Annotated in this window: 20 protein-coding genes and 1 other RNA gene; 13 read left to right on the forward strand and 8 right to left on the reverse strand. The window is 40.5% G+C overall.

The window, feature by feature from the left end:
- Positions 1 to 2 precede the first annotated feature (2 nt).
- Complete coding sequence (thiO, locus tag WH214_RS07090; RefSeq protein WP_339993107.1) at positions 3 to 1,112, reverse strand: glycine oxidase ThiO; 1,110 nt, start codon at positions 1,110 to 1,112, stop codon at positions 3 to 5.
- Positions 1,113 to 1,139: 27 nt separating this feature from the next.
- On the reverse strand, positions 1,140 to 2,153 hold the full coding sequence (hemB, locus tag WH214_RS07095) for a porphobilinogen synthase (RefSeq protein WP_125281232.1): 1,014 nt from the start codon (positions 2,151 to 2,153) through the stop codon (positions 1,140 to 1,142).
- A gap of 108 nt (positions 2,154 to 2,261) precedes the next feature.
- Here hemB and WH214_RS07100 point away from each other — a divergent pair, with 108 nt between their 5' ends.
- The 3 genes from WH214_RS07100 to WH214_RS07110 all read left to right on the forward strand — a co-directional run bounded on the left by WH214_RS07100 (position 2,262) and on the right by WH214_RS07110 (position 5,694).
- On the forward strand, positions 2,262 to 2,759 hold the full coding sequence (locus WH214_RS07100; protein ID WP_004694841.1) for a thioesterase family protein: 498 nt from the start codon (positions 2,262 to 2,264) through the stop codon (positions 2,757 to 2,759).
- A gap of 247 nt (positions 2,760 to 3,006) precedes the next feature.
- Positions 3,007 to 4,158 carry an HlyD family secretion protein gene (locus WH214_RS07105; RefSeq protein ID WP_339421614.1) on the forward strand — a complete coding sequence of 384 codons (1,152 nt, stop codon included), beginning with the start codon at positions 3,007 to 3,009 and terminating at the stop codon, positions 4,156 to 4,158.
- Between the two features lie 6 nt (positions 4,159 to 4,164).
- Complete coding sequence (locus WH214_RS07110; protein ID WP_339421613.1) at positions 4,165 to 5,694, forward strand: DHA2 family efflux MFS transporter permease subunit; 1,530 nt, start codon at positions 4,165 to 4,167, stop codon at positions 5,692 to 5,694.
- 96 nt (positions 5,695 to 5,790) lie between these two features.
- Here WH214_RS07110 and glpK read toward each other — a convergent pair whose 3' ends face one another.
- On the reverse strand, positions 5,791 to 7,275 hold the full coding sequence (gene glpK, locus WH214_RS07115) for a glycerol kinase GlpK (RefSeq protein WP_339421612.1): 1,485 nt from the start codon (positions 7,273 to 7,275) through the stop codon (positions 5,791 to 5,793).
- A gap of 130 nt (positions 7,276 to 7,405) precedes the next feature.
- On the opposite strand from glpK, the gene ssrA reads away from it, so the two are divergent.
- From ssrA to WH214_RS07140, 5 genes are all read left to right on the forward strand, one after another.
- Positions 7,406 to 7,764, forward strand: a transfer-messenger RNA (tmRNA) gene (gene ssrA, locus WH214_RS07120).
- Positions 7,765 to 7,946: 182 nt separating this feature from the next.
- Complete coding sequence (locus tag WH214_RS07125) at positions 7,947 to 9,080, forward strand: tyrosine-type recombinase/integrase (RefSeq protein WP_339421611.1); 1,134 nt, start codon at positions 7,947 to 7,949, stop codon at positions 9,078 to 9,080.
- 791 nt (positions 9,081 to 9,871) lie between these two features.
- Complete coding sequence (locus WH214_RS07130) at positions 9,872 to 12,184, forward strand: hypothetical protein (RefSeq protein WP_339421610.1); 2,313 nt, start codon at positions 9,872 to 9,874, stop codon at positions 12,182 to 12,184.
- Between the two features lie 236 nt (positions 12,185 to 12,420).
- The gene (locus WH214_RS07135) at positions 12,421 to 13,362 is read left to right on the forward strand and encodes a YagK/YfjJ domain-containing protein (RefSeq protein ID WP_339421609.1); all 942 of its coding nucleotides are present in this window, start codon (positions 12,421 to 12,423) and stop codon (positions 13,360 to 13,362) included.
- Between the two features lie 70 nt (positions 13,363 to 13,432).
- Entirely contained in the window at positions 13,433 to 14,299 is an 867-nt protein-coding gene (locus WH214_RS07140) for a hypothetical protein (RefSeq protein ID WP_339421608.1), read from the forward strand.
- Between the two features lie 27 nt (positions 14,300 to 14,326).
- On the opposite strand, the gene WH214_RS07145 is transcribed toward WH214_RS07140, so the two are convergent.
- Positions 14,327 to 15,208, reverse strand: coding sequence for a LysR substrate-binding domain-containing protein (locus tag WH214_RS07145; RefSeq protein ID WP_286407184.1), 882 nt, complete (start codon positions 15,206 to 15,208; stop codon positions 14,327 to 14,329).
- Between the two features lie 180 nt (positions 15,209 to 15,388).
- Between WH214_RS07145 and WH214_RS07150 the strand changes: the two genes are divergently transcribed.
- The 5 genes from WH214_RS07150 to WH214_RS07170 all read left to right on the forward strand — a co-directional run bounded on the left by WH214_RS07150 (position 15,389) and on the right by WH214_RS07170 (position 20,822).
- The gene (locus tag WH214_RS07150) at positions 15,389 to 16,138 is read left to right on the forward strand and encodes an SDR family NAD(P)-dependent oxidoreductase (RefSeq protein WP_286407162.1); all 750 of its coding nucleotides are present in this window, start codon (positions 15,389 to 15,391) and stop codon (positions 16,136 to 16,138) included.
- An 83-nt stretch (positions 16,139 to 16,221) separates the two neighbouring features.
- Positions 16,222 to 17,520, forward strand: a complete 1,299-nt coding sequence (locus WH214_RS07155) for an MFS transporter (RefSeq protein WP_215904343.1) — start codon at positions 16,222 to 16,224, stop codon at positions 17,518 to 17,520.
- A gap of 15 nt (positions 17,521 to 17,535) precedes the next feature.
- Positions 17,536 to 18,381 (forward strand): transketolase, encoded by an 846-nt coding sequence (locus WH214_RS07160; RefSeq protein WP_279044979.1) that lies wholly within the window; start codon positions 17,536 to 17,538, stop codon positions 18,379 to 18,381.
- A gap of 13 nt (positions 18,382 to 18,394) precedes the next feature.
- Entirely contained in the window at positions 18,395 to 19,399 is a 1,005-nt protein-coding gene (locus WH214_RS07165; RefSeq protein ID WP_279044978.1) for a transketolase family protein, read from the forward strand.
- 160 nt (positions 19,400 to 19,559) lie between these two features.
- Positions 19,560 to 20,822 (forward strand): carbohydrate porin, encoded by a 1,263-nt coding sequence (locus tag WH214_RS07170; protein ID WP_339421607.1) that lies wholly within the window; start codon positions 19,560 to 19,562, stop codon positions 20,820 to 20,822.
- A 127-nt stretch (positions 20,823 to 20,949) separates the two neighbouring features.
- Here the strand turns inward: WH214_RS07170 and WH214_RS07175 are convergent, their stop codons facing one another.
- From WH214_RS07175 to WH214_RS07190, 4 genes are read right to left on the reverse strand one after another with little or no spacing between them, the layout of a single operon-like run.
- Positions 20,950 to 21,483 (reverse strand): hypothetical protein, encoded by a 534-nt coding sequence (locus WH214_RS07175; RefSeq protein ID WP_339421606.1) that lies wholly within the window; start codon positions 21,481 to 21,483, stop codon positions 20,950 to 20,952.
- A 59-nt stretch (positions 21,484 to 21,542) separates the two neighbouring features.
- Positions 21,543 to 21,848, reverse strand: a complete 306-nt coding sequence (locus WH214_RS07180) for a hypothetical protein (RefSeq protein ID WP_339421605.1) — start codon at positions 21,846 to 21,848, stop codon at positions 21,543 to 21,545.
- Between the two features lie 17 nt (positions 21,849 to 21,865).
- On the reverse strand, positions 21,866 to 22,012 hold the full coding sequence (locus tag WH214_RS07185) for a hypothetical protein (RefSeq protein WP_004984451.1): 147 nt from the start codon (positions 22,010 to 22,012) through the stop codon (positions 21,866 to 21,868).
- A gap of 22 nt (positions 22,013 to 22,034) precedes the next feature.
- A complete protein-coding gene (locus WH214_RS07190) occupies positions 22,035 to 22,310 on the reverse strand; it encodes a hypothetical protein (protein ID WP_339421604.1) in 276 nt (91 codons plus the stop codon).
- Between the last annotated feature and the right edge of the window lie 142 nt (positions 22,311 to 22,452).

Genomic DNA, 22,452 nt, shown 5'->3' on the forward strand with positions numbered 1-22,452 from the left:
GATCAAGCAAAGCTTACCAAACGCTCAGGGCTATAGGCGCTGGCGTCAACCGTTAAGCTTTGCTCCAACATCAATTCGCGTAGCAGTCGTGCAGATGCAGGCCCCATACATAGACCATTTATATAGTGACCGAAGTTTGCCCAGAGATTGGCTATTTCGGGGAGTGCTCCGATATAAGGAACACCCGTGGGTGAACTTGGGCGTAGACCTGCCCAATGCTTCACAATTGGGAAATCGGCCAGCTCAGGCACCATATCCAAACAGGCTTTATAAATATTTTGCTGGGTTTGTAGAGAAGGGCGTTGGTCAAAACCGACATCCGCCATGCTTGAACCACAAACGATATGACCATCCAAACGTGGAATCAGATACATAACCTGATTCATACACATGGTTGGTAGCCAGTTTTCAGGGGTTTTAAACAGTAACATTTGCCCTTGTACGGGGTTCACTGGAATGCTGCATTGGAGTTGTTCGGACCAGTGCTGTGACCATGCGCCTGTTGCAATTACCACATGATCCGCTGAATAGCTCTGACCATCAGCAGTTTTTATCCCTTGAACTTGCTGATTGACTATGTCAAAGGTATGTACCCACGCTTGCTCATGAAAGGTGACTTGTGGCTGCCGTTTGAGGTATTCCACAATTGACTTGAGCAGTCGCGGATTACGGACATTGGCCAATTGTGGAAAATGGATGGCTTGTTGAAAGCGCGAGGAAATGCGCGGATTGACCTGTTCAAGTTGCTCGCGTTGTAAAAGTTCACAATGTTGCATCGGTTCTTGGTGTTGATCTTTATAATTTAGGCCAATCTCAAAATCAGCTTCATCAAAAATCAGCATACCTGTTTCATGGATTTCAAAATCAATCCCCGAAACGGGGCTAATTTTTTCATTCCATGCTTGATACATGCTTTTGCCATATTTGGCGAGGTCATTGACGCTTTGTGGATAGCGCCATGGGTACATCGGGGAGAGAATCCCTCCACCTGCCCATGAAGCCGCTTGTCCCGCTTGCTGTTGGTCAAAAATCTCAACCGAGCAACCGTGTTCAATCAGCTCAAGCGCTGTCAGTAAGCCACTGATTCCTGCGCCAATGATGGCAATATGCATTGCAACTCGATCCTTCTAAACAGGCTGTTATTTCATATCTTTTAGTTTTAGTGCAGCTTCTTCTGCAAAATAGGTCCAGATACCATCTGCACCCGCGCGGCGGCAGCTCATCAGCGATTCAATAATCACGCTGTCTGATAGCCAGCCGTTTTGGATGGCCGCTGCGAGCATGGCATATTCGCCACTGACTTGGTAAACGAAAGTTGGCACGCCGAAGTTGTCTTTGACTTCGCGGACAATGTCCAAATACGGCATACCCGGTTTCACAATCACCATGTCAGCCCCTTCTTGAATATCAAGGGCAATTTCATGTAATGCTTCTGCGCGGTTGCCGACATCCATTTGATAGTTGTATTTGTTGCCACCTTTAAGGTTGCTGGATGAACCGACCGCATCACGGAAAGGGCCATAGAAGCTCGACGCGTATTTTGCTGAATAGGCCATGATTGAAGTGTAGATATGACCATTGGCTTCAAAGGCTTGACGAATCGCACCGATACGACCATCCATCATGTCACTTGGCGCAAAGACATCTGCTCCAGCTTCAGCGTGGCTTAACCCTTGTTTGATCAGTGCTTCAACGGTTTCGTCATTGAGTACATAACCTGTGTCATCAATGATGCCGTCTTGACCATGCGTAGTATACGGGTCAAGTGCGCCATCGGTAATCAGCACCATTTCAGGTAATTCTTTTTTGAGCAGACGTAGCGTGTTTTGAACCACACCATCTTCACGCCATGCTGCTTCGGCACTTAAGCTTTTATCTTCTTGGGGAGTAACTGGAAATAGCGCCAGTTTCGATACGCCAAGTTCAAGTAAACGTTCTGCTTTTTTTAAGAGTAAGTCCGCAGATAGGCGTTGCACCTTCGGCATACTGGGAATGTCTTGCGTTTGGTTTTGTCCCGGCAGTACAAATACTGGATAGATAAGATGATCTGTCGTTAAATGGGTCTCGCGAACCATAGAGCGCAGATGTTCATTTTTACGAATACGGCGCATGCGAGTAGCGGGGAAGGCGGGACGATTGAACGTATAGGTCATACAAATCTCGATAATCGGTATTAAACTAGGTCAGTATTGTAGACCTATCTTATGGCTTTGGGCACATATTGACGGGTTTTTATTGTTTTAAGAGTGAAGCAGATTGTTATGAGTAGTGGTGAAAAAAGCTGGACGGGCAGCATACACTTAGGAGCAAAAGTGGATATAGATGTAGTTTTTGAGCAGTTGGTTAAGGCTTTTAATGCGTCACCATTTTTTAAGCACAATACCATGACTATGCGAGTCGTTGATGGGCAAATTGAAGCCTATATCGATATGCAAGATTACTTAATTGGCAATGTTGCGTTCCAAATTTTACACGGGGGCGTGGCTGCAACGGTTTTGGACAGTATTGGTGGTATTGTAGCGATGGGGGAGCTGTATAAAAAAGCGGAACCTGACACGATTGCGGACACCATTAAAAAGGTATCCCGTTTAGCTACAGTCGATATGCGAGTTGATTATCTTGCGCCAGGACGTGGAAAATACTTTATTGCCCGTGCTGAAACCCTAAGATTGGGGCGTAAAGGCTGCACGATGCGCATGACCATGGTCAATGATGAAGGCAAATCGATTGCAACAGCGATTGCTTCTTATGCTTATTAGTTTTAAATTAATTAAGTATTTAATATTCAAGTGAAATTTACAGCATCTAATAGGAAGTTGGATGCTGAAAACTAAAATAGACTGAGCGGTTACAATTTATTTTCTCAAAATGTGATTATTTGCTTTTAGAATGCATCAAATTTTATTGTGACTTTCTCATCGACACCAATGCAGGCAATATTTGTCTGATGTCCCTTTTGTCGGGATGATGCCGGCTGACCAAGTCTGTTAGATTTAGGAAAAATCAATGACAGATGCCTCAAATACACTGCCAGATACTGATCCAACCGATCAAATCAATGATCAAGCACTGAAAGCCAAACGTAAGAAAAGCTTAGGTTTCGTGGCTGTGATCCTGATCATTGCTGCCATTTTATTCTTGATTTGGAAACTGTTCTTTAATCATTCGGTTTCAACGGATAATGCCTATGTGGGTGCGGAAACGGCCTCGATTACCTCTATGGTGACTGGCCAAGTTGAAAAAGTTTTGGTCAGTGACACGCAAACGGTAAAGCAAGGCGATGTGCTGGTTTTGGTCGATCATCGTGATGCTGAAATTGCTGTAGCCCAAGCTCAGGCCGAATTACTTAAAGCACAGCGCCAGTATAAACAAAGTGCGGCCAACAGCAGCTCTTTAAATTCGCAAGTCTTTGTTAGCGATGACGCCATTCATAGTGCTGAAGCGCAAGTGGCTAAAGCCAAAGCGGAGTTGGATAAAGCGCAAGATGATTTGAACCGTCGTCAGCAGTTGAGTGCGACAGGCGCGATTTCTAAAGAAGAATTAAGCACGGCACAAGCTGCTTTAAATAATGCACAAGCGGGCTATAACTTGGCGCAAGCGGGTTGGGCGCAGGCTAAATCCAGTCAGAAAGCTGCGCAAAGCAATTTGGCTGCAAATGAAGCTTTAATTCAAGGCAGCAATGAAAATTCGACTCCCGATGTTTTGGTTGCTCAAGCAAAACTGAAACAAGCTTTACTTGATTTAGAACGTACTGAAATTAAAACACCATTTGATGGGGTGGTGACGAGCCGAAAAATTCAAGTTGGACAGCGTGTGGCACCGGGTTCGGTACTCATGGTGGTGGTGCCAATTTCACAGTTATATGTCGACGCTAACTTTAAAGAAAGCCAGCTTGAAAATGTACGCCCAGGTCAAAAAGCGGTTTTAACCTCAGACCTCTATGGTGACTCGGTTGAGTTCCATGGCACGGTCCTGGGCTTCTCTGGTGGAACAGGTTCTGCCTTCGCGCTGATTCCTGCACAAAATGCCACAGGTAACTGGATTAAAGTGGTACAGCGTTTGCCTGTACGTATTCAACTCGACCCGAAAGAGTTGGCTGAACATCCGTTACGTGTTGGTTTGTCGATGGAAGCTCAAATCGATCTGAAATCGAAGTAGTTGCACATGAATAGCTACGTTCCCTATGGTGACTTAAAGGGTGGTCGCCTGATGTTGGCGGCTTTCGTCCTCGCTTTGGCCAATTTTATGGTCGTGCTGGACATGACCATTGCCAATGTTTCGGTGCCTCATATTACGGGAAGTCTTGCCGTATCGAGTTCGCAAGGAACATGGGTGATTACCTCTTATGCTGTGGCTGAAGCGATATGTGTTCCTTTAACAGGCTGGCTCGCAGGTCGTTTTGGTGGAGTGAGGGTTTTTACCTTAAGTCTGATTGGCTTCACCATATTTTCGGTACTGTGTGGTTTATCGACCAGTTTAGAAATGCTGGTTTTCTGCCGCATTGGACAAGGTTTATTTGGTGGCCCGATCATGCCGCTCAGTCAGATGTTACTGATGCGGATTTTCCCTCCAGAAAAGCAATCCCAAGCCATGGGCATGTGGGCAATGACGACGGTGGTTGGCCCGATTCTTGGTCCGATTTTAGGGGGAACCATCAGTGACAACATGTCTTGGCATTGGATTTTCTTTATTAATATTCCTGTTGGGATCGCATGTGCTTTTGCAGCGATGCGTCTGCTTAAACCTGCGGAAACCGCAACGGCCAAACTCAAAATTGATCGCGGTGGATTGATCCTCCTGATTTTATGGATTGGAGCATTACAGCTCATGCTCGATCTGGGGCATGAACGCGATTGGTTTAATAGCCCTGCGATCGTGGTGCTGGCTTTAACGGCTGTGATTGGTTTGGTGATTTTTACCATTTGGGAGCTGACAGAACGGCATCCAGTGGTGAATATCCAAATCTTTAGATACCGTAGTTTCACGATTTCTGTCTTGGCACTGGCCTTTGGCTTTGGCGCATTTTTTGGCAGTATTGTACTGATTCCGCAATGGTTACAGATCAATTTGGGCTATACCGCAACTTGGGCCGGTTATTTAACCGCAACCATGGGTTTTGGTAGTTTAGCCATGTCACCCATTGTGGCGAAATTGGCAACCAAATATGACCAACGTGCACTGGCCAGTTTTGGTTTGAGCATCTTGGGCGGGGTGACCTTGATGCGCTCGTTCTGGACCACAGATGCAGACTTTTTTGCATTGGCATTGCCGCAAATCTTGCAGGGCTTTGCTGTGCCATTTTTCTTTATTCCATTATCTAATATGGCGCTATCATCGGTACTACCACATGAAATGGCATCTGCCGCAGGTTTAATGAACTTCTTAAGAACCATGGCAGGGGCGATAGGCGCATCTATTGCGGTCACTATTTGGGATGACCACACCAAAGTTGCACGTAGTGAAATGGTCGGCAGTTTGCATACAGAGCAAACTCAGTCGGTGCTGATGCAGCAGGGAATGAGCGCGGAAGGTGCATTAGGCTATATTTCTAGTTTGGTGGATAAAGAAGCGTTGACCTTGTCGGCAAACTATATTTTCCTGATCTTGGCCTTGGTGTTCCTATTTGCAGCATCCATTATTTGGCTCTGTCCTAAACCTAAAATAGGGGCAGGCGGTGGCGGACATGCGCATTAGGGTAATAAAAAACCGCTTTCTTGAAGCGGTTTTTTATTCTACATGTTATGCAGTTTTATGATGTTTTGAATATCTCAAAACAATAGCGTTAAATAATCAAAGTTCTGACTTTGCTCGTCTTAAAGCGGATTGCCATTGTTGTAAGTGAAATTCACGTTGATCAGGACTCATTTTTGGTTCAAAAGCACGTTCAAGCTGCCAAGACTGTGCAATTTCATCCAAACTTGAAAATACGCCACACCTTAAGCCTGCCATGGCCGCCGCACCCCATGCAGTCGACTCCTGCATCTTAGGGCGTAGTACAGGCACATTTAAAATATCGGCTTGAAATTGCATAAGCATGTCATTTTGGCTGGCACCACCATCGACGCGGAGCTCTTTCAGCGGCTGCTGAATATCGGCTTGCATGGCGGTCAGTACATCAGAGACTTGAAAGGCAATGGACTCTAAGGCTGCACGGGCGATATGGGCCTTATTGGTGCCGCGAGACATTCCACATAATAGGGCACGCGCTTCACTGTCCCAATGTGGCGCACCGAGTCCAGTAAATGCCGGAACCAGCATGACGCCATCGGTATCTTTAACTGTACAAGCTAATTTTTCAACATCGCTACTTTTTTGAATAATGCCTAAATTATCCCGTAGCCACTGAACAATCGCACCTGCCATAAATACACTGCCTTCTAGGGCATAAGTGGTGTGATGTTGCGTTTTCCAACCCAGCGTCGAAAGCAGTTTGTTTTTACTATATTGAACGGTCTCGCCTGTATTGAACAGCATAAAACAACCTGTGCCATAGGTGTTTTTAGCAGTCCCAATGTCAAAACAGGACTGTCCAAACAGTGCAGACTGTTGGTCACCTAATATGCCTGTAATCGGAATATTGGCACCGAGTAAGCCTGCCGCGGTGTCGGCTACATAGGTATCTGAGTTGATGATTTTCGGCAGTAATGCAGGTGGAATATTAAATAAATCTAACAGTTCTTCATCCCATTGCTGCGTACTTAAGTTCATGAGCATAGTGCGAGAAGCATTGCTGACTTCGATGACATGTTGAGCGCCTTGGGTGAGATTCCAAATCAGCCAACTATCAATCGTGCCAAAGGCCACATGCCCCTGTTCAGCCAGTGTGCGTAGACCATTGACATGCTCAAGTAGCCAGACCAATTTTCCTGCACTAAAGTAAGGGTCAATTCGGAGTCCAGTTTTGGATTGAATCTTATCTTTTAGATTTTGCTGTAGGAGCTGATTGCACCATTCAAATGCGCGACGGTCTTGCCAGATAATGGCTGGCGCAAGTGGTTGCCCTGTACGTTTATCCCATACGACAGTCGTTTCTCTTTGGTTAGTAAGACCAATGGCTTTGATGTCCTTGGCTAAAATACGAGCAGAGGCCAGAGCCTGCTGTACAACGGCAATTTGTGAGCTCCAAATCTCTTGGGCATCTTGTTCTACCCAGCCTGATTGGGGGGTATGTATACGTGTTTCGCGTTGCGCCGTTGCCTGAACTTGACCTTGTTCATTGAAAATAATGGCACGACTCGAAGTGGTTCCTTGGTCGAGTGCAAGTAAGTAGCTCATAAATTATTTTATTGTTGGACTTGAAAAGCAAAATATTAGCGCAATTATGTAATTAAGCGCATCAATATGTGTGTTTGTTTAGAAAATAGATCATATTTTCTAGCAACTATGCTATGATTGCCGCTACTTTGGGGGTGTTTCTGGCTTCGACGCTGGTGATGAAACTCATAGATGCATGTCGAGAGCGCATTTTCTCTCGTAAATCAAATTTGCATTTTTTAGTCGCAAACGACGAATCATACGCTCTAGCTGCCTAAGGGCAGCTTGTCCGCCTCTCCGAATACTTGTGGTTAGAGAGTCCGACTGAAGCGCACGCACACAAGTCCGTATAAAACCAAGCCTCGGGGTTTTGTACTAAATTAAGAGGATCGCGATTTGTACCCTGTTCGTCGGGTCACAAAGAGTTAAAACAGTAGACGATATCTAAGCATGTAGTATTCTCGAGCGTAGTGCTGGCGGACGCGGGTTCAACTCCCGCCACCTCCACCAAAATTCTTTCCGAAGTAATCCATCGGAATTTAAAAAAGCCTTTAAACTCAATGTTTAAGGGCTTTTTTGTTGGCTCTATTGTCCGATACTGTCCTAAGCGATTTGACCCTATTTTTGCTTTGTGTGGGTAAAAATTGGCAAAATTTACCCAGAAATTAACACAACAAATTCTGGTTAAAGATATGTCACTCACAGATGCAGAATGTAGAAAAGCTCAACCGAAAGACAAGCAATATCGTCTATCAGATTCACATGGTTTATCGCTGATTATTACGACTAAAGGTCAGAGGTATTGGAATGTCCGCTATACAGTTCATGGACAGCGTCAATCTGAGTCACTAGGACCATACCCAGAACTTAGTTTGAAAAAAGCTAGAGAAATGGCTTATGAACTTAAGTATAAACATTCAAAATCAGTACTTCATGAGGACATAAAGCCTTTCTTTAAAGAAGTAGCTGAAGATTGGTTTGAGAATCAGAAAGAAACGTGGTCCCCGAAGCATATTAGCAATGTCAGAGCATCTCTAGATGAATTGTATCTTTCATTAGAAAATAAGCGTATTAATCAGATTCAAGCACCTGAAATTTTGCAGATAATAAAAAAGATTGAGGCGAGAGGCTCACTTGAAGTGGCAAAACGGACTTTATCCCGCTGTGGCATGGTCATGAAGTACGCTATTGCACACGGCTATCGCTACGATAATCCTGCAGGTGATTTGGTCTATGCTCTAAAAAATAAGCGTGTGAAAAATTTAGCATCATTACCTGCTTCAGATATGCCCGAATTTCTAAGAAAAGTCAGAGCTTATCCAAGTGATGCTCAGACACATCATGCCATCATTTTAATTATGCTTACTGGTGTTCGGGTCAGTGAGTTACTACAAGCACGTTGGGGGGAATTCGATATGGAAGGGCGTAAGTGGGATATTCCTGAAGAACGTATGAAGAATCGTCTTCCGCATCGTGTGCCGTTGACGGACATGATGGTTGAGGAACTGAAAGCTTTAAGACTTACCCATAATCAGGAACTGCTATTTCCACATCGTTTAAATAATAAAGAACCGATGCGTAGTGAATCTATTTTGGCAGTCATTAAGCGTTCAGGCTATGCAGGTCGAATGACAACACATGGTTTTAGATCGCTATTCAGTACAGTCGTAAATGAGTCAAATCTGTTTAATCCAGATGCCATCGAACGTCAGTTGGCTCATGTACCACAGAACCGTATTCGCTCTGCATACAACCGAGCACAATATTGGGATGAGCGAGTGAAAATTATGGAATGGTACGGGGAGCAAGTGATGAGTTGGATGTAATAACTGAGAGGAGTTTGAGGAAACGACACTTTCCTCTAATGGTAGTTTTTATTAGCTTCATCTAAGACGTATTTTAGTCCTTTAATGAATCAGCTTAATGGGACTAAAAATTAATACACAAGTACAAAGATAAACTTTAGTCGAAAAAGAGAGTTTTCAAAATTCTATATCAATCTAAAATTTTACGACTCACTTTTGGGGATGATGGTCTGAAGGCCATGATTATTTAATACTCTATATTAGTTCAGATTTGAACAGACATAGTTTTTGAAAAAGAGAAAGTTACCCGTTTGATAAGGGTGTCGAAATCTTAACAATCTCATGTTGACCCCAAATTATTTCACCTTCGTTCTGTGAATTTATTCAGTTATCTGCTTTTCAAAGCTTATTTTCCAACATATTTCTCTATTTAGCATCGGTTTATTTTTCGAGCAAATGTAAAGTTTAATTTTCAGATGATGTTTGCTGATTGAATAGATTCGTTTGAATGTCAGATGGAAAAAAGTACTACGGAATTAAACTCATGAGGTGGTGAAACAGTCTTAGATATTTTGGTTATGCGAGCGCTTAATGTTTGAGAAAATTGAAGGGGTAGACTGTCGATTAAACTTCTAGGATTAGTTGTTGAAAACTATGAACTCTGGAATCTTACTTAAAACTTTGCTGATTAATAATTTTAGATGATATAATTTTTATGTTAAAAAAATGTGATTAATAGGTATTTTAAAAATTGAATTTTAATTTTATATATAATAAATTCAATAGATTGATGGATATATTGTTTTATTTTTATGGAAAATGAAAAACTTTTTGAGTTGTTAAGGTTGAGAGTTCCACACTCATATGCGTCGTTGTCATCTGGAGAACATGGAAGGAACACTTTTTTTAAAGAGTCTGTTGATGTGCTGGAAAACTTGACCAACTTTTTTGAGGACGTTAATAGCCACAGAAATCCTGTACTTGAGAAGTTTTTAAAGACGAGTAATGGGGGGCATGAGTTTGATCAAGATACATATTTGTATTTTAGTAAGTTGATATCTAACACAACTATTTTACCCGACTGTGGATATAAGTTTAGACAATGGACGACCTCTACTGAACTGATGGAACGTGTTAGAAATATACAGAATGCAACTGAGTATTTTTTACACTTGGACGAGAATGATCCCTATGCACATTTATCCCCAAATGTGCAAAAACTTTTCCGTGGATGGGGTGATACAACATTCCCCTCGAGCCAAATAGAAGTTTTAAAAGAATGGATTAAGGATAATCAGAACAGTATTCTTTGGAATTTGCATAATGACAAAAGGACGAATTATTCTGAGCATAATAAAATATGCACGGAGTTTGATTTTCTTATTTCACAAAATTTGGAAGTGAATGTTCTGTGTTTGGATATAAATCTAAAAAATTCATTTAACAGTCCAGAACATGAATTTATCCGAATTAATTTAGACTACATAACCAAAATTCAGATGTACTTAAATCGGTTTCCTGATTTTTTGAATGGATTTTTTAAGTGGGAAAGTGATCATCAGTATGGCTTGAATTTGCATTGTATTTTATTTTTTAAGGGTAAAAAAAAGCTTAGCTCGAAAAAAGTGATTGAAAAGCTCACCGATAATATCAGTCGAGACAAGTTTGATTCAGGCGTCGCTATAACCAATTGGCTAAACCTGTCAAAGCAAATTACCAAGCACGATTTTACAAAAATTTCAAATCACCAAACAGAGCTTATACACCAGTTTAAGTATTGGATTTTGGGTTACTATGCGTATATCGACCACATCATAAAGCTGGATTACCGAAATAATAGAGGAGATTTATTCCTCCTTAATGGGGACTTTTTAAGGCTTGATGAATTTGTATATTATGACCCGTTGCTAGCATATCAGCGCAATATTGAGCAGTGGAAAAAACGAATTGAAGGCAAAAATCCAGAAAAAATTTGGCAATATCACAACTTACCAACAGCTGCTGTTGAACGGATTGAGATAGCACAGTTGATGTATGAAGAATATGCCTGCATTGACAATAACTTTAAAGGATTAGCTGAAGTCGGTGTGCGATTAGAAATTTTTATTGAAAATGTATTGGTTTCGTTTGGCAGATTTTTTGATTTCCCTAGGCAGTTTAGTGAGTCAAATTCATTAACCGAAGATGAATGGGCAAGTTCGATTACTCCATGCTGCCAGCAATATTTCAGTTTGATTGATGAATTTGAGGCAGTACAACAACTCTTAGATTACAGTCAAAATTCTGCTTTAAGTCCTAATATCAACTTAGATCATTTTGGCATAAAAAGTTTCTTTCTAAAGAACAAAATGGACGATAAGTTCAATCTGGATCTAAACAAAATTTTTGAGTTGAATAAGGCAATTGCTACTTTAAGAGATAGATATATTGAAAATTCAGTTCATCATGGAAGACTAAAAAACAGAATTAGTTCCAAATATCTAGAGATGAATAAAAGAACGGCAATTGAGTCACAATATAAAACTTGTGCTAGACGTTATGCGACAGCTATCGATTATCTAAATGCTATTTTAGTTCAAGATGTGGTGGTCTATAGAATCCAATTTAGATTAGATGTAAAAGCATGGGGGGCTATCTCACAAGAAGAATTTTCTAAACTTTTCACAAGTTTCATCCGTTTTGGTAAAAGAGCCCGACCGCTATCAAAATGTGTAGGTTATCTGGGATGTTGGAGCTTTAATATCCAGAATAAAAGTATTGCTGATGTTTTGTTTTTCTTTCCTCGAACTAAGCTTACGAATATCGATGGCACTGCAACTTCAATAATTGATTATTGGCATAAGTTCTTAACAACTCATTTTGAGGGTAAGTCAAAAAAAGATCCTCAGAATGTGTATAGCGATACGGAATCTATAGCTGTATTTTCATCACAACGAGAATTTAACTCAAAATTCGTAGTATTTGATCTTAGAGACAGAAAAAAGCAAAATTTGTTCAAACAAACAGTCATCAAATATTTAGCCTACAATGAGATTTTCCAACCCAAACCAGCAGTCCCAATCAGGAAGGTATTGATCAAGGGTTCAACTGCTAATGTTGAAAAAGGTAATAACCCCAAAAATTAACTTTAGCTTCACTCTGTTAGGTTAATTCATGTGTTCTAAGCTCAGTCGGTCTAATCGATTCACTGTTAAGTCGTAGATGGAGCTTAGCGGGTTATTAAAGTTATTATATTTAATATTAATTATATACCTATCAATATCTTATTATCGATTGATTCTTTACTCATATATATGGGTAAACAAGTAAAAGATTACAGACATGGTTGTGATATGAATCTTAACATGATGAGTATTACAACATGAATTTGACTACACCGGTTTGGAATGAATCTAATCTTTGTATTGCGATTGAAGACTTTGTTTATAGCGTTTGTTTTGAACAGATGAGTGAACAACAGTTCAAACAGTCACTCAGTACATTATATGAAGCCTTTCAGTACTTCTATTCAGCACAGTTTCACTACGCTGAATCCATCCAATATTTTATTCAGTGTAAGTATTGGATTGATCATTTTCTGAATGGGCAACATGCTTTACACATCCTAAGTTTTAATACTCAGCAAGTTCAAACCCTATGCTGTGTACTCTATCAATATCAAAATGATTATTGGAATGAGCATGCTCGTTTTATCCAACAAGAACAGCAGAATCGAAATTCACTATATCAGTATCTGACTAAACTCATTACACACTATTCTGAGCTGTTATTTGTACGTGTCGATTTGGGTTATCTCGAAGAACAACAGGTCTATATAGGTATTCAAGATGTTCAACAGCATATGAATATTTTAAGAAGTCGTATCGCCAATCAAGATGGATGTTTCATGGGGTTACAGGGCTATGCATGGGCATTAGAGCAGGGGGTAGATAAAGGCTATCATTGCCACTTATTGCTAATTTATGATCCATCCAAACGTCAGAATGACTGGTATCTCGCTGATCAGGTTTGGCAAATGTGGAACAGTATTACGGGTAATATCGGCGTGCACTTTAATTGTAATACTACGGAGCATAAGCAGAAGTTTAAGGAACTTAATCGATTAGGTGTAGGACATATCCAGTGCAATGTTGCAATGGAAATCAGTAATGCTTTGAATACTGCTATGTATCTGGTCAACCCTGAAAAATATGCACAACACTTACGAGTTAAGATACCGTATATGCGTAGTTTTGGTACAGGTCAATTTGAAGTGCATTGGCGTAGAGGTATTGCACAAACCTTGCAGCGATGTGGATTCTAGATCAATCCACCATTAAAAAGTTACAGCACTCCTAAGTCTATGAAATAAATAGCTTAGGATGTGTTTTACCATGACGACTTACAACGAATCACAAACATTTTGTGAAATTGAAAACTTTGTTCAAGCAATCTTAGCCAATCAAATCAGTGTTGAACAATTCAAACAGCAGATCATTCCCTTGATTAAGAAATCTAGACGATTTTTTGTAGATGGGAATAATTACATCGCTGCCATTATTGTGTTTAAACATCTTGAGCAGATTATCTTTAAAGCGAATGCCTTTAGGTTTTATGATTCTATTCAAGACTTACCTGATCATGTGGTGGAAGGTTTTATAAAATATGTACACGATCAAGTTGGGTTGATTGAAGCGGATTATCAATATGATCAGAACGAGTATAAGAAACAGGTGAAAAAGGCTGAACGCTTCTTATCAGAATGTATACAGCAGCAGGATCAATTGACCATCTTTCCAATTTATTTAGGCATTAAACCTGAAGCGCTATCAGTGATTCGCTTATATGATTTAGATCTTTACTTAAGTACTTTTCTAAAGTTAATTCGCTCCAGAGATACTGAGCTGTTTCGTTCCATTCATTCGGTGATTTGGCAGATTAAACATGATCCAGAGCAGGGCTACTATGTTCAGTTATTCTGTGTCTATGCTGGACAGGCACAAGCTGTAACTCTAACGGATCATGCGCGTAGAATCGGTGAGCAATGGTTGGATATAACCAATGGTTATGGAGCCGTTTCATTTGAAGAGCATGACTTGAAAGGTATATCGGTAAACTGTTTGGATGACAAGCAGATTCAACGTGCTTTGCAAGCGGTAAAAACCCGTTTAAACAACCATGCTAGAAATCATTACTTAAGATTGGCAAGACATCGTAGAAAGACCTTTGATTGTCAGCGGATAGGTCTGAGTTTGGTTTAAATGGATGCTCTTTGCTCTGAGTGATCATTATTTATCTTTCATGATTTCGTCACCAATCCAGTTTAAAAAATGATTCACTTTGAGAATGTTCTCATGGGTACGTGGATAAACTAAGTGGTGTGCAGATATGGGTACGGATAAGTCATCAGCAAAGACTTTCACAAGTTTTCCTGAATCTAGATAATTTTGGGTAAGTAAATTGCTTTCTAGGACAAATCCAAGCCCATGAGTTGCAGCTTCAAGTGACATATATGAGCGATCAAAACTAAAAGTATAAGGAAATTCAGGAATGCTTAACCCTTGATGTGCAAACCATTGGGGCCATGTCACGAGTGTGGACTTTGATAAAATTAATTCTTTTTTTAGTAAATCTTTAGGCTTAGAAACAGGACTGCGCTCAAGTAATTTGGGGGAGGCAAGAACTTCTAATTTTTCACTTCGAACCGTTCTAATTTCGACGCCTGTCCAATTCGGAATACCATGACGAATATCAATATCAATTTTATCTCGTGTGAAATGAAGGTTTTCATAAGAGCAAGATAAATTCACCTGAATGAGAGGATATTGTTCTTTAAATGATTCCAATCTTGGCAATAACCACAGAAGTCCAAAGCTAGGTGAAGAATGGATATATAAACTATCTTTTGGGCTTTTATCTGATGCTTGTTCAGTCGCTAACATCAAATTATGCAAGATAGTCGTTACATCTTGATAATAACGTTCACCAGAAGGTGTTAAGGTCACTCCGCGTGCGCCCCTTATAAATAAGCTTTGACCAATCATTTCTTCTAGTTTTGCTATTTGATGACTGACAGCAGATGGTGTGAGGCTCAAAACCTCTGCCGCTTTTGCCACATTTCCTAACCGAGCAGTTTGTTCAAACGCTTGTAAGGTTTTTATTGCAGGCACTTGATTGTAATTTTTTTCACTATTGTTCATTTAAAATTCCATTTTTCTTTCGAATATCAACTAAAAATATCATAGGCATGAATATTATTCATGCCTAGTTGAGTTTAACCTTATTGCTGCTCACTGTGAAAAAAGAGAATCTAGCGATGAATAAATATGTTGAAGAAAAGAGGAATAGACATGTTACTACAAGGAAAAGTAGCGTTAATCACAGGTGCAGCATCTGAACGTGGTATTGGTCGTGCAACAGCAGAAATCTTTGCACAGCAAGGCGCCAAAGTCATTATTGTTGATCTAGATCTTGCGCAAAGCCAGCATGCGGCTAAAGCATTGGGCGAAGGTCATTTAGGTCTAGCAGCAAATGTTGCTAATGAAGAACAAGCACACGCTGCTGTGGAACAAGCCCTTCAACACTACGGTAAAATTGATATTTTGGTCAATAACGCAGGAATTACCCAACCTGTAAAAACATTAGATATCAAGCGTAATGATTATGACCGTATTTTGGATGTCAGTCTGCGTGGAACACTCATTATGTCTCAGGCTGTAATTCCCTCAATGAAAGAAAATGGTGGAGGAAGTATTGTGTGCTTATCATCCGTTTCGGCACAACGAGGTGGTGGTATTTTTGGTGGTCCACACTACAGCGCTGCCAAAGCTGGGGTTTTAGGATTAGGTAAAGCGATGGCACGTGAATTTGGTGCAGATAATATTCGTGTGAATTCACTTACACCAGGTCTGATTCAAACAGATATTACTGGTGGTCTAATGCAGGATGATCGTCGTCATGACATTCTTGCAGGTATTCCACTTGGTCGCTTAGGTAAAGCTCAAGATGTTGCAAATGCAGCATTATTCTTAGCCAGTGATCTATCAGCCTATTTAACAGGTGTAACTTTAGATGTAAATGGCGGAATGCTGATTCACTAAAACTCAGTATTAGTATTAGAAAATTTAAAATAGAGACATGGCCATGAGAGGATATTGTGGCCAAATGTAAAGGGACTCGCATGATGGATACCGTATTTTCATCTGATACAGATGCTATTCGTAAATCTGCATATCGAAAAATTGCATTTCGGTTGATGCCATTTTTAATGCTTTGTTATTTTTGTGCTTACCTAGACCGTGTAAATGTTGGTTTTGCAAAACTTCAAATGATGAGTGATTTACAGTTCAGTGAAGCTGTTTATGGACTTGGCGCAGGTATTTTCTTTATAGGATATTTCTTATGTGAAGTACCCAGCAATATTGTGCTGCATAAAGTTGGTGCTCGACGTTGGATTGCTCGGATCATGATTACATGGGGTATTTTGTCAGGCTGTTTTGCATTTGTTGAAACAGAGTGGCAATTCTATACCTTACGCTTCTTACTCGGTGTTGCTGAAGCTGGATTAGCGCCAGGTTTATTACTTTATCTTACATATTGGTTCCCATCTTATCGTCGGGCCCGTATGACTGTGCTGTGGTTTATTGCGATCCCAATTTCAGGAATGATTGGTGGACCTCTGTCTGGCTTAATCATGGATCAAATGAACAATGTGCAAGGATGGCATGGTTGGCAATGGATGTTTGTGCTTGAAGCTATACCTACTGTGGTTGTTGGTTTATTAGTCCTCGCAGTTCTAAAAGATTCTGTTCAAGATGCACATTGGTTAACAAGTGCTGAAAAGAATTTAGTTCAGCAAGAAATCGCACAAGATAATCAGCAGAAAGAAGGGCATAGCAGTATTAAAGACTTCATTAGTGATAAACGCTTGTGGTTACTTGCTGGAATCTACTTTTGTGTCGTAATGGGACAATATGCAATTACTTTCTGGTTGCCGACATTAATTCGTAACTCGGGTATTAGTGATAACTGGCATATTGGCTTGTTGACCAGCCTACCTTATATGTGTGCCATAGTTGTAATGCTATTAGCAGGCCGTAGCGGAGATCACTTTAGAGAGCGTCGCTGGCATTTAATTATTCCTATGTGTGCTGGTGCAATTGCACTGACCTTCGCAACATTGTTTGCCTCGAATCTAACCCTATCGCTGATTTGTTTATGTATTGCGGCATCAGGTGTACTCACCGCATCTTCTTTGTTTTGGATGTTGCCAACCAACTTTTTAGGTGGTGTTTCAGCTGCCGCAGGTATTGCTGGAATCAATAGTTTTGCCAATCTCGCTGGATTTTGTTCTCCGTTTCTCATCGGCTGGATTACCACTAATACAGGTTCGAATGCCATAGGTATGTTCTTAATCACAGCAGTCTTAGTTGTTGGCGCAAGCCTAGTACTACGCGTTCCAGCAAAACTGGTTAATCGTTAATAAGAGAAGCTAATCATGTCAAATATTAATAAAGAAGCTCGTATTGCTGAACTCCAGCAACGTGCATATAACATTCGTCAACATGCGTTACGTATGGGACAAGTACAGGGCCAAGGTTATGTTGGACAGGCCTTAGGTGCAGCTGATCTACTTGCAGTTTCTTATTTTCATGCAATGAAATATCAGCCTGACAATCCTGAGTGGGAAGGAAGAGATCGCTTTTATCTTTCAATAGGTCATTATGCAATTGCTTTATATGCTGCTTTGATCGAAGCAAAAGTTATTCCAATTGAAGAACTAGAAACGTATGGTTCTGATGACAGTCGTTTACCTATGTCAGGCATGGCAACTTATACCCCTGGTATGGAAATCACAGGTGGTTCATTGGGTCACGGTTTAGGCATTGCGGTAGGTGCTTGCCTCGGATTAAAGCAAAAGAAATCAGAGTCTTTTGTTTATAACTTCCTATCAGATGGTGAACTCAATGAGGGCTCGACATGGGAAGCCGTCATGTCGGCTTCACATTGGAAGTTAGATAATCTCATTGCAATTATTGATGTGAATAATCAGCAAGCCGATGGGCATTCAAGTGAAATTCTAGCTTTTGAACCAATTGTAGATCGTTGGCAGTCTTTTGGTTGGTATACCCAACGCGTAGATGGCAACAATATGGAAGCTTTACTTGACGCTTTCGATCAAGCGAAATGCCACGAAGGAACATGCCCAAGAGTCATTATTTGCGATACCAAAATGGGTAAAGGTGTTTCATTTTTAGAAAGCCGTGAAAAAACACATTTTATTCGCGTGGATGAACGCGAATGGGATGAAGCTTTAAACATATTAACCCATTACGGCAAATAAGGAGTCTAGATCCATGAGCCAATTAGCGAACTCTCCTAAGAAAAAATTAAAAACGTCTGCCATGATTGCTTCGATTGCTGCAGAAGGGCAACCAACCAAGTCTGCACCATTTGGGCATGCTTTAAATGCGCTAGCGAAAGAGCGTGATGATATTGTTGGATTATCAGCAGATCTATCCAAATATACAGATCTACATATTTTCGCGAATCAAAATCCAGATAAGTTCTTTCAAATGGGAATGGCAGAACAACTCCTAATGAGTGCTGCTGCTGGATTAGCTCGAGAAGGCTTTGTTCCTTTTGCCACGACTTATGCTGTCTTTGCTTCACGCCGAGCTTACGATTTTATCTGTATGGCGATTGCCGAAGATAATCTAAATGTGAAAATTGTAGCAGCCCTTCCTGGTTTAACTACAGGATATGGACCAAGTCACCAAGCAACAGAAGATATTGCCATTTTCCGTGGAATGCCAAACCTAATGATCATTGATCCATGTGATGCATTGGAAATTGAACAGGCTATTCCACAGGTTGCTGCTCATCAAGGTCCTGTTTATATGCGCTTATTGCGTGGTCAAGTTCCATTGGTACTGGATAAATATAACTACCAATTTAAATTAGGTAAGGCCCAAGTCATTAAGCCAGGTAAAGATCTCTTGATTATCTCTACTGGATTACTGACCATGCGTGCGCTTGAGGCTGCTGAAGAACTTGAAAAAGAGGGAATTGAGGTTTCAGTTTTACATGTCCCAACCATTAAGCCTCTTGATGAAGAAACGATTTTAGCTGAAGTTGCAAAAGGAGGTCGACCTGTACTTACTGCTGAAAATCATTCTGTGGTTGGGGGCTTAGGTGAAGCAGTTGGAACCTTGTTATTAAGAAATGGGCAACATCCACGTTTTGACATGATTGGGTTACCCGATGCATTTTTAGATGCAGGTGCACTGCCAACACTACATGATCGTTATGGTATTTCTACAGAAGCCGTTAAAGAGAAAATTAAAAATCATTTAACCTAAGAGAATCCAATTCTGTTAGTGAATTGAGCATGGTATGTGACAGGAGTCCCGCCATGCTGCAATTTTATCACACCACTTTTACTCCATTTAATCATTCAAAATAGCTCATTCAATTAGCTGTTTAGGGAAACTTATATTCAAAATTTGCAGGGATTGTGCAATGAAAAAAAGTAATTTTTTATGTCTTATTGGTGTACTTATTGGAACAAATACAGTTTGTTTTGCTGAGAGCTTATTTGATGTGAATCGGACAAATTTAACAGGGGACTGGGGTGGTGAACGAACAGCTCTAGCAGATAAAGGAATCAAATTTGATGGTAGTTCTAATCTCGATATTGCTTACTTAGCAGATGGTGGATATGCCCCACGACAAGACCCAACATATGTTAGCCAGTTTTCACTGGGTTCAATCTTAGATTTAGAAAAGTTGTTAAATGTAGACGGGGTGAGTGTTCGAGCATTAGTTATGGCAAGACAAGGACAGAGCGTATCAGTAGAACAGATTTCCGATCCGCAAGCACCACAATTGGCCAATGTACAGGCAAACTATGGTCGAGGTAATTCGGGTACAAGGCTTGCAGAACTGTCGATTGAAAAGAATTTTAGGAACGCAGCTACCAGTATTCGAGTTGGGCGTTTTGCCATGGGAACCTATTTCAATGTGATGTCTTGTAACTTTCAAAATAATTCATTTTGCGGTGCACAAATGGGGAAATGGCAAGGCAGTAAATGGATTAATGCACCTGTAAGCCAATGGGCTCTAATGTCTAAATATAGTTTTAACCCTGAGGCCTTTATACAATTTGGTGTATTCGAATATAACCCAAAAAACTTGGAAGAAAGTGAAGGTTGGAATTTTAGTACGAATGATGCAGATGGCGTGAATATTCCGGTTGAATTTGTATGGCAGCCTAAAAAAGGAATAAATGAATTACCAGGGATATATCGTCTTGGTGGATTTTACAATACAGCTCATGATGTTAAAAATCAGAAGGATATTGTTACTGGAGAGCTGCAAGATCATACATATGGTATGTGGGGAGTTGCGGAACAACAATTAACCCAAAAAGACTCAACTCATCAGGGATTGTATGCCTTTATGAACTTTAGCTTTCATGATCAAACCACTAACAAAGTTGAAAATATGCAACAAATGGGGTTGAAATATGTTGGACTTTTAAATCATCATCCTAATGATATTGTTGGTTTTGCTGTGAATAGAGTTGATGTTAGTGATCGTTACAGTCAAATACACCAAGTCCTTAACAAGGAGGCTGAATATAACATTGAGTTGAACTATTCATATTTCCCAATGAAATGGTTGATGCTTAGACCTAATATTCAATATGTAATCAATCCTGGAGCAACGAATTATGTTGATAATGCTTTAGTGCTAGGCTTAAGCTCGAAAATTATTTTTTAAAAATATGTCTACTAAAATTTGAGTTGTGTTTTTAAGCTGTTGATATTAAAATAAATAATATTGTTATAGTTAAAAGAAGGGAATATTTTTATTCCCTTAATTAATGGAAAATCTTCGTTATCAATAGCTAAAAATTATAGGTATAGGTCAATCCGCTGTTGGTGGTGATGGTCACCTCACGCACATTTTCAGCAGCGCAACCGAGATAGACTTGGGCCACTGAGCCATAGCGCATATTTTGATAATCATAAAAGCCTTTGGTTCTACAATTACCGCGATTGATTGATACCTTGGTCAGGGTGGTTGGATCATCATTTAGTGACATGATATTGAGTTTATCCACATAGCCTGTCCCGGAATATTGCGAATGATCACGACGGACACGGACTTCGAATTCTTCCTGTAAAGGTGGTTCCTGTGACAATTCCGTCATTTGCTCAGCATCAGCACCATTTTCTAAAAATGATTTATCAACGACAAAATCATCCTCGGATTGATTGGTCATCTCAGACTGATCAGAAGTGCTATTTTCAGCAGAGGCCGTATTTTGCTCTGCTGTTGCTTTGGGTTCTACTGTGGCTTGAGATTCTTTGGCTGGACTACATGCGGTTAAGCCCAGTATTAATACGCTGGATAAAAGAATCGGGTGTATCAGTTTCATGGCTGAATTCCTAAAAAATTGCTTATTTCATAAATAAAGTCGTCGTTCGTTCTTAGTGGTTATTTACATTTACCTTTATGAACCGATTGCACCAAACGTGGTTCAGTTTTGTCTGCATCTAGGCGTAGGCAAATGGCTTTCTTGGTTTTGATTGAGCTGGAAATCAGTTCTTCACCCTGAATTGGGTTGGCTCCACCTGCGTTATAAACTTGATAGCGTTTGCCAGTGGTGGTTTTAAAACTAAAGGCATCGCCTGATTCACTAAAACCTTCGATCTTTTTGACGATGACGGTTACTTTATTAGATTGTGCAAACAGTGAAGTGCAGATCAGACTAAGGCCACAGGCCAAGATGAGTTTTTTCATTTTTTTATTCCTATGGCTTAGTTCTTAAAAATCGTGACAGGCCAGACCACAGCTTTACCGAGGTTGTAGGCATAGCTGTAATGCGCGGTACTACTGCAATTCTTGAAATATACTGAGCAAATCAGTGCGATCAGCACGTAGCCGATAATTAAATAGTTTTTCATGTGTTTCCCCAGATACTTGAATTTATGACTGACATTGCTGAACAGCGTTTGCCATTACTACATTGAAATCTTCAGGTGGCTGCATCGTTTCTCGAACCGTGACATCTGCCATGCTCTGCATAAATTCAGGCGAGTAATGTGCTTCGACTTTGTCGTAAATACAACCACAGCTAGAACGATCTAAACCGCCTGCCTGACAACCTGCTTTAAAGTCACGTTTGACTTTGCTGTCACAAGCAGTCAGCAGGGTGCTACTGAAGGCAATGGTGATTACCCCAAACCAATTTTGATATTTCATTTCTGTTCCAAATCATTGTTATCTATTGTTCTAAAGTCATACGGATGGGTTTATTTATGCCAGCCTGCCAGATAAATCAGCAGCCATAGTCCGCCAAGCACAAAAACAAAAGGGCCTAGCATCGCCACCACGACGACAATTA

Origin of the sequence: Acinetobacter sp. MYb191 (assembly GCF_037572605.1) — a bacterium.
Lineage (GTDB): Bacteria > Pseudomonadota > Gammaproteobacteria > Pseudomonadales > Moraxellaceae > Acinetobacter > Acinetobacter johnsonii.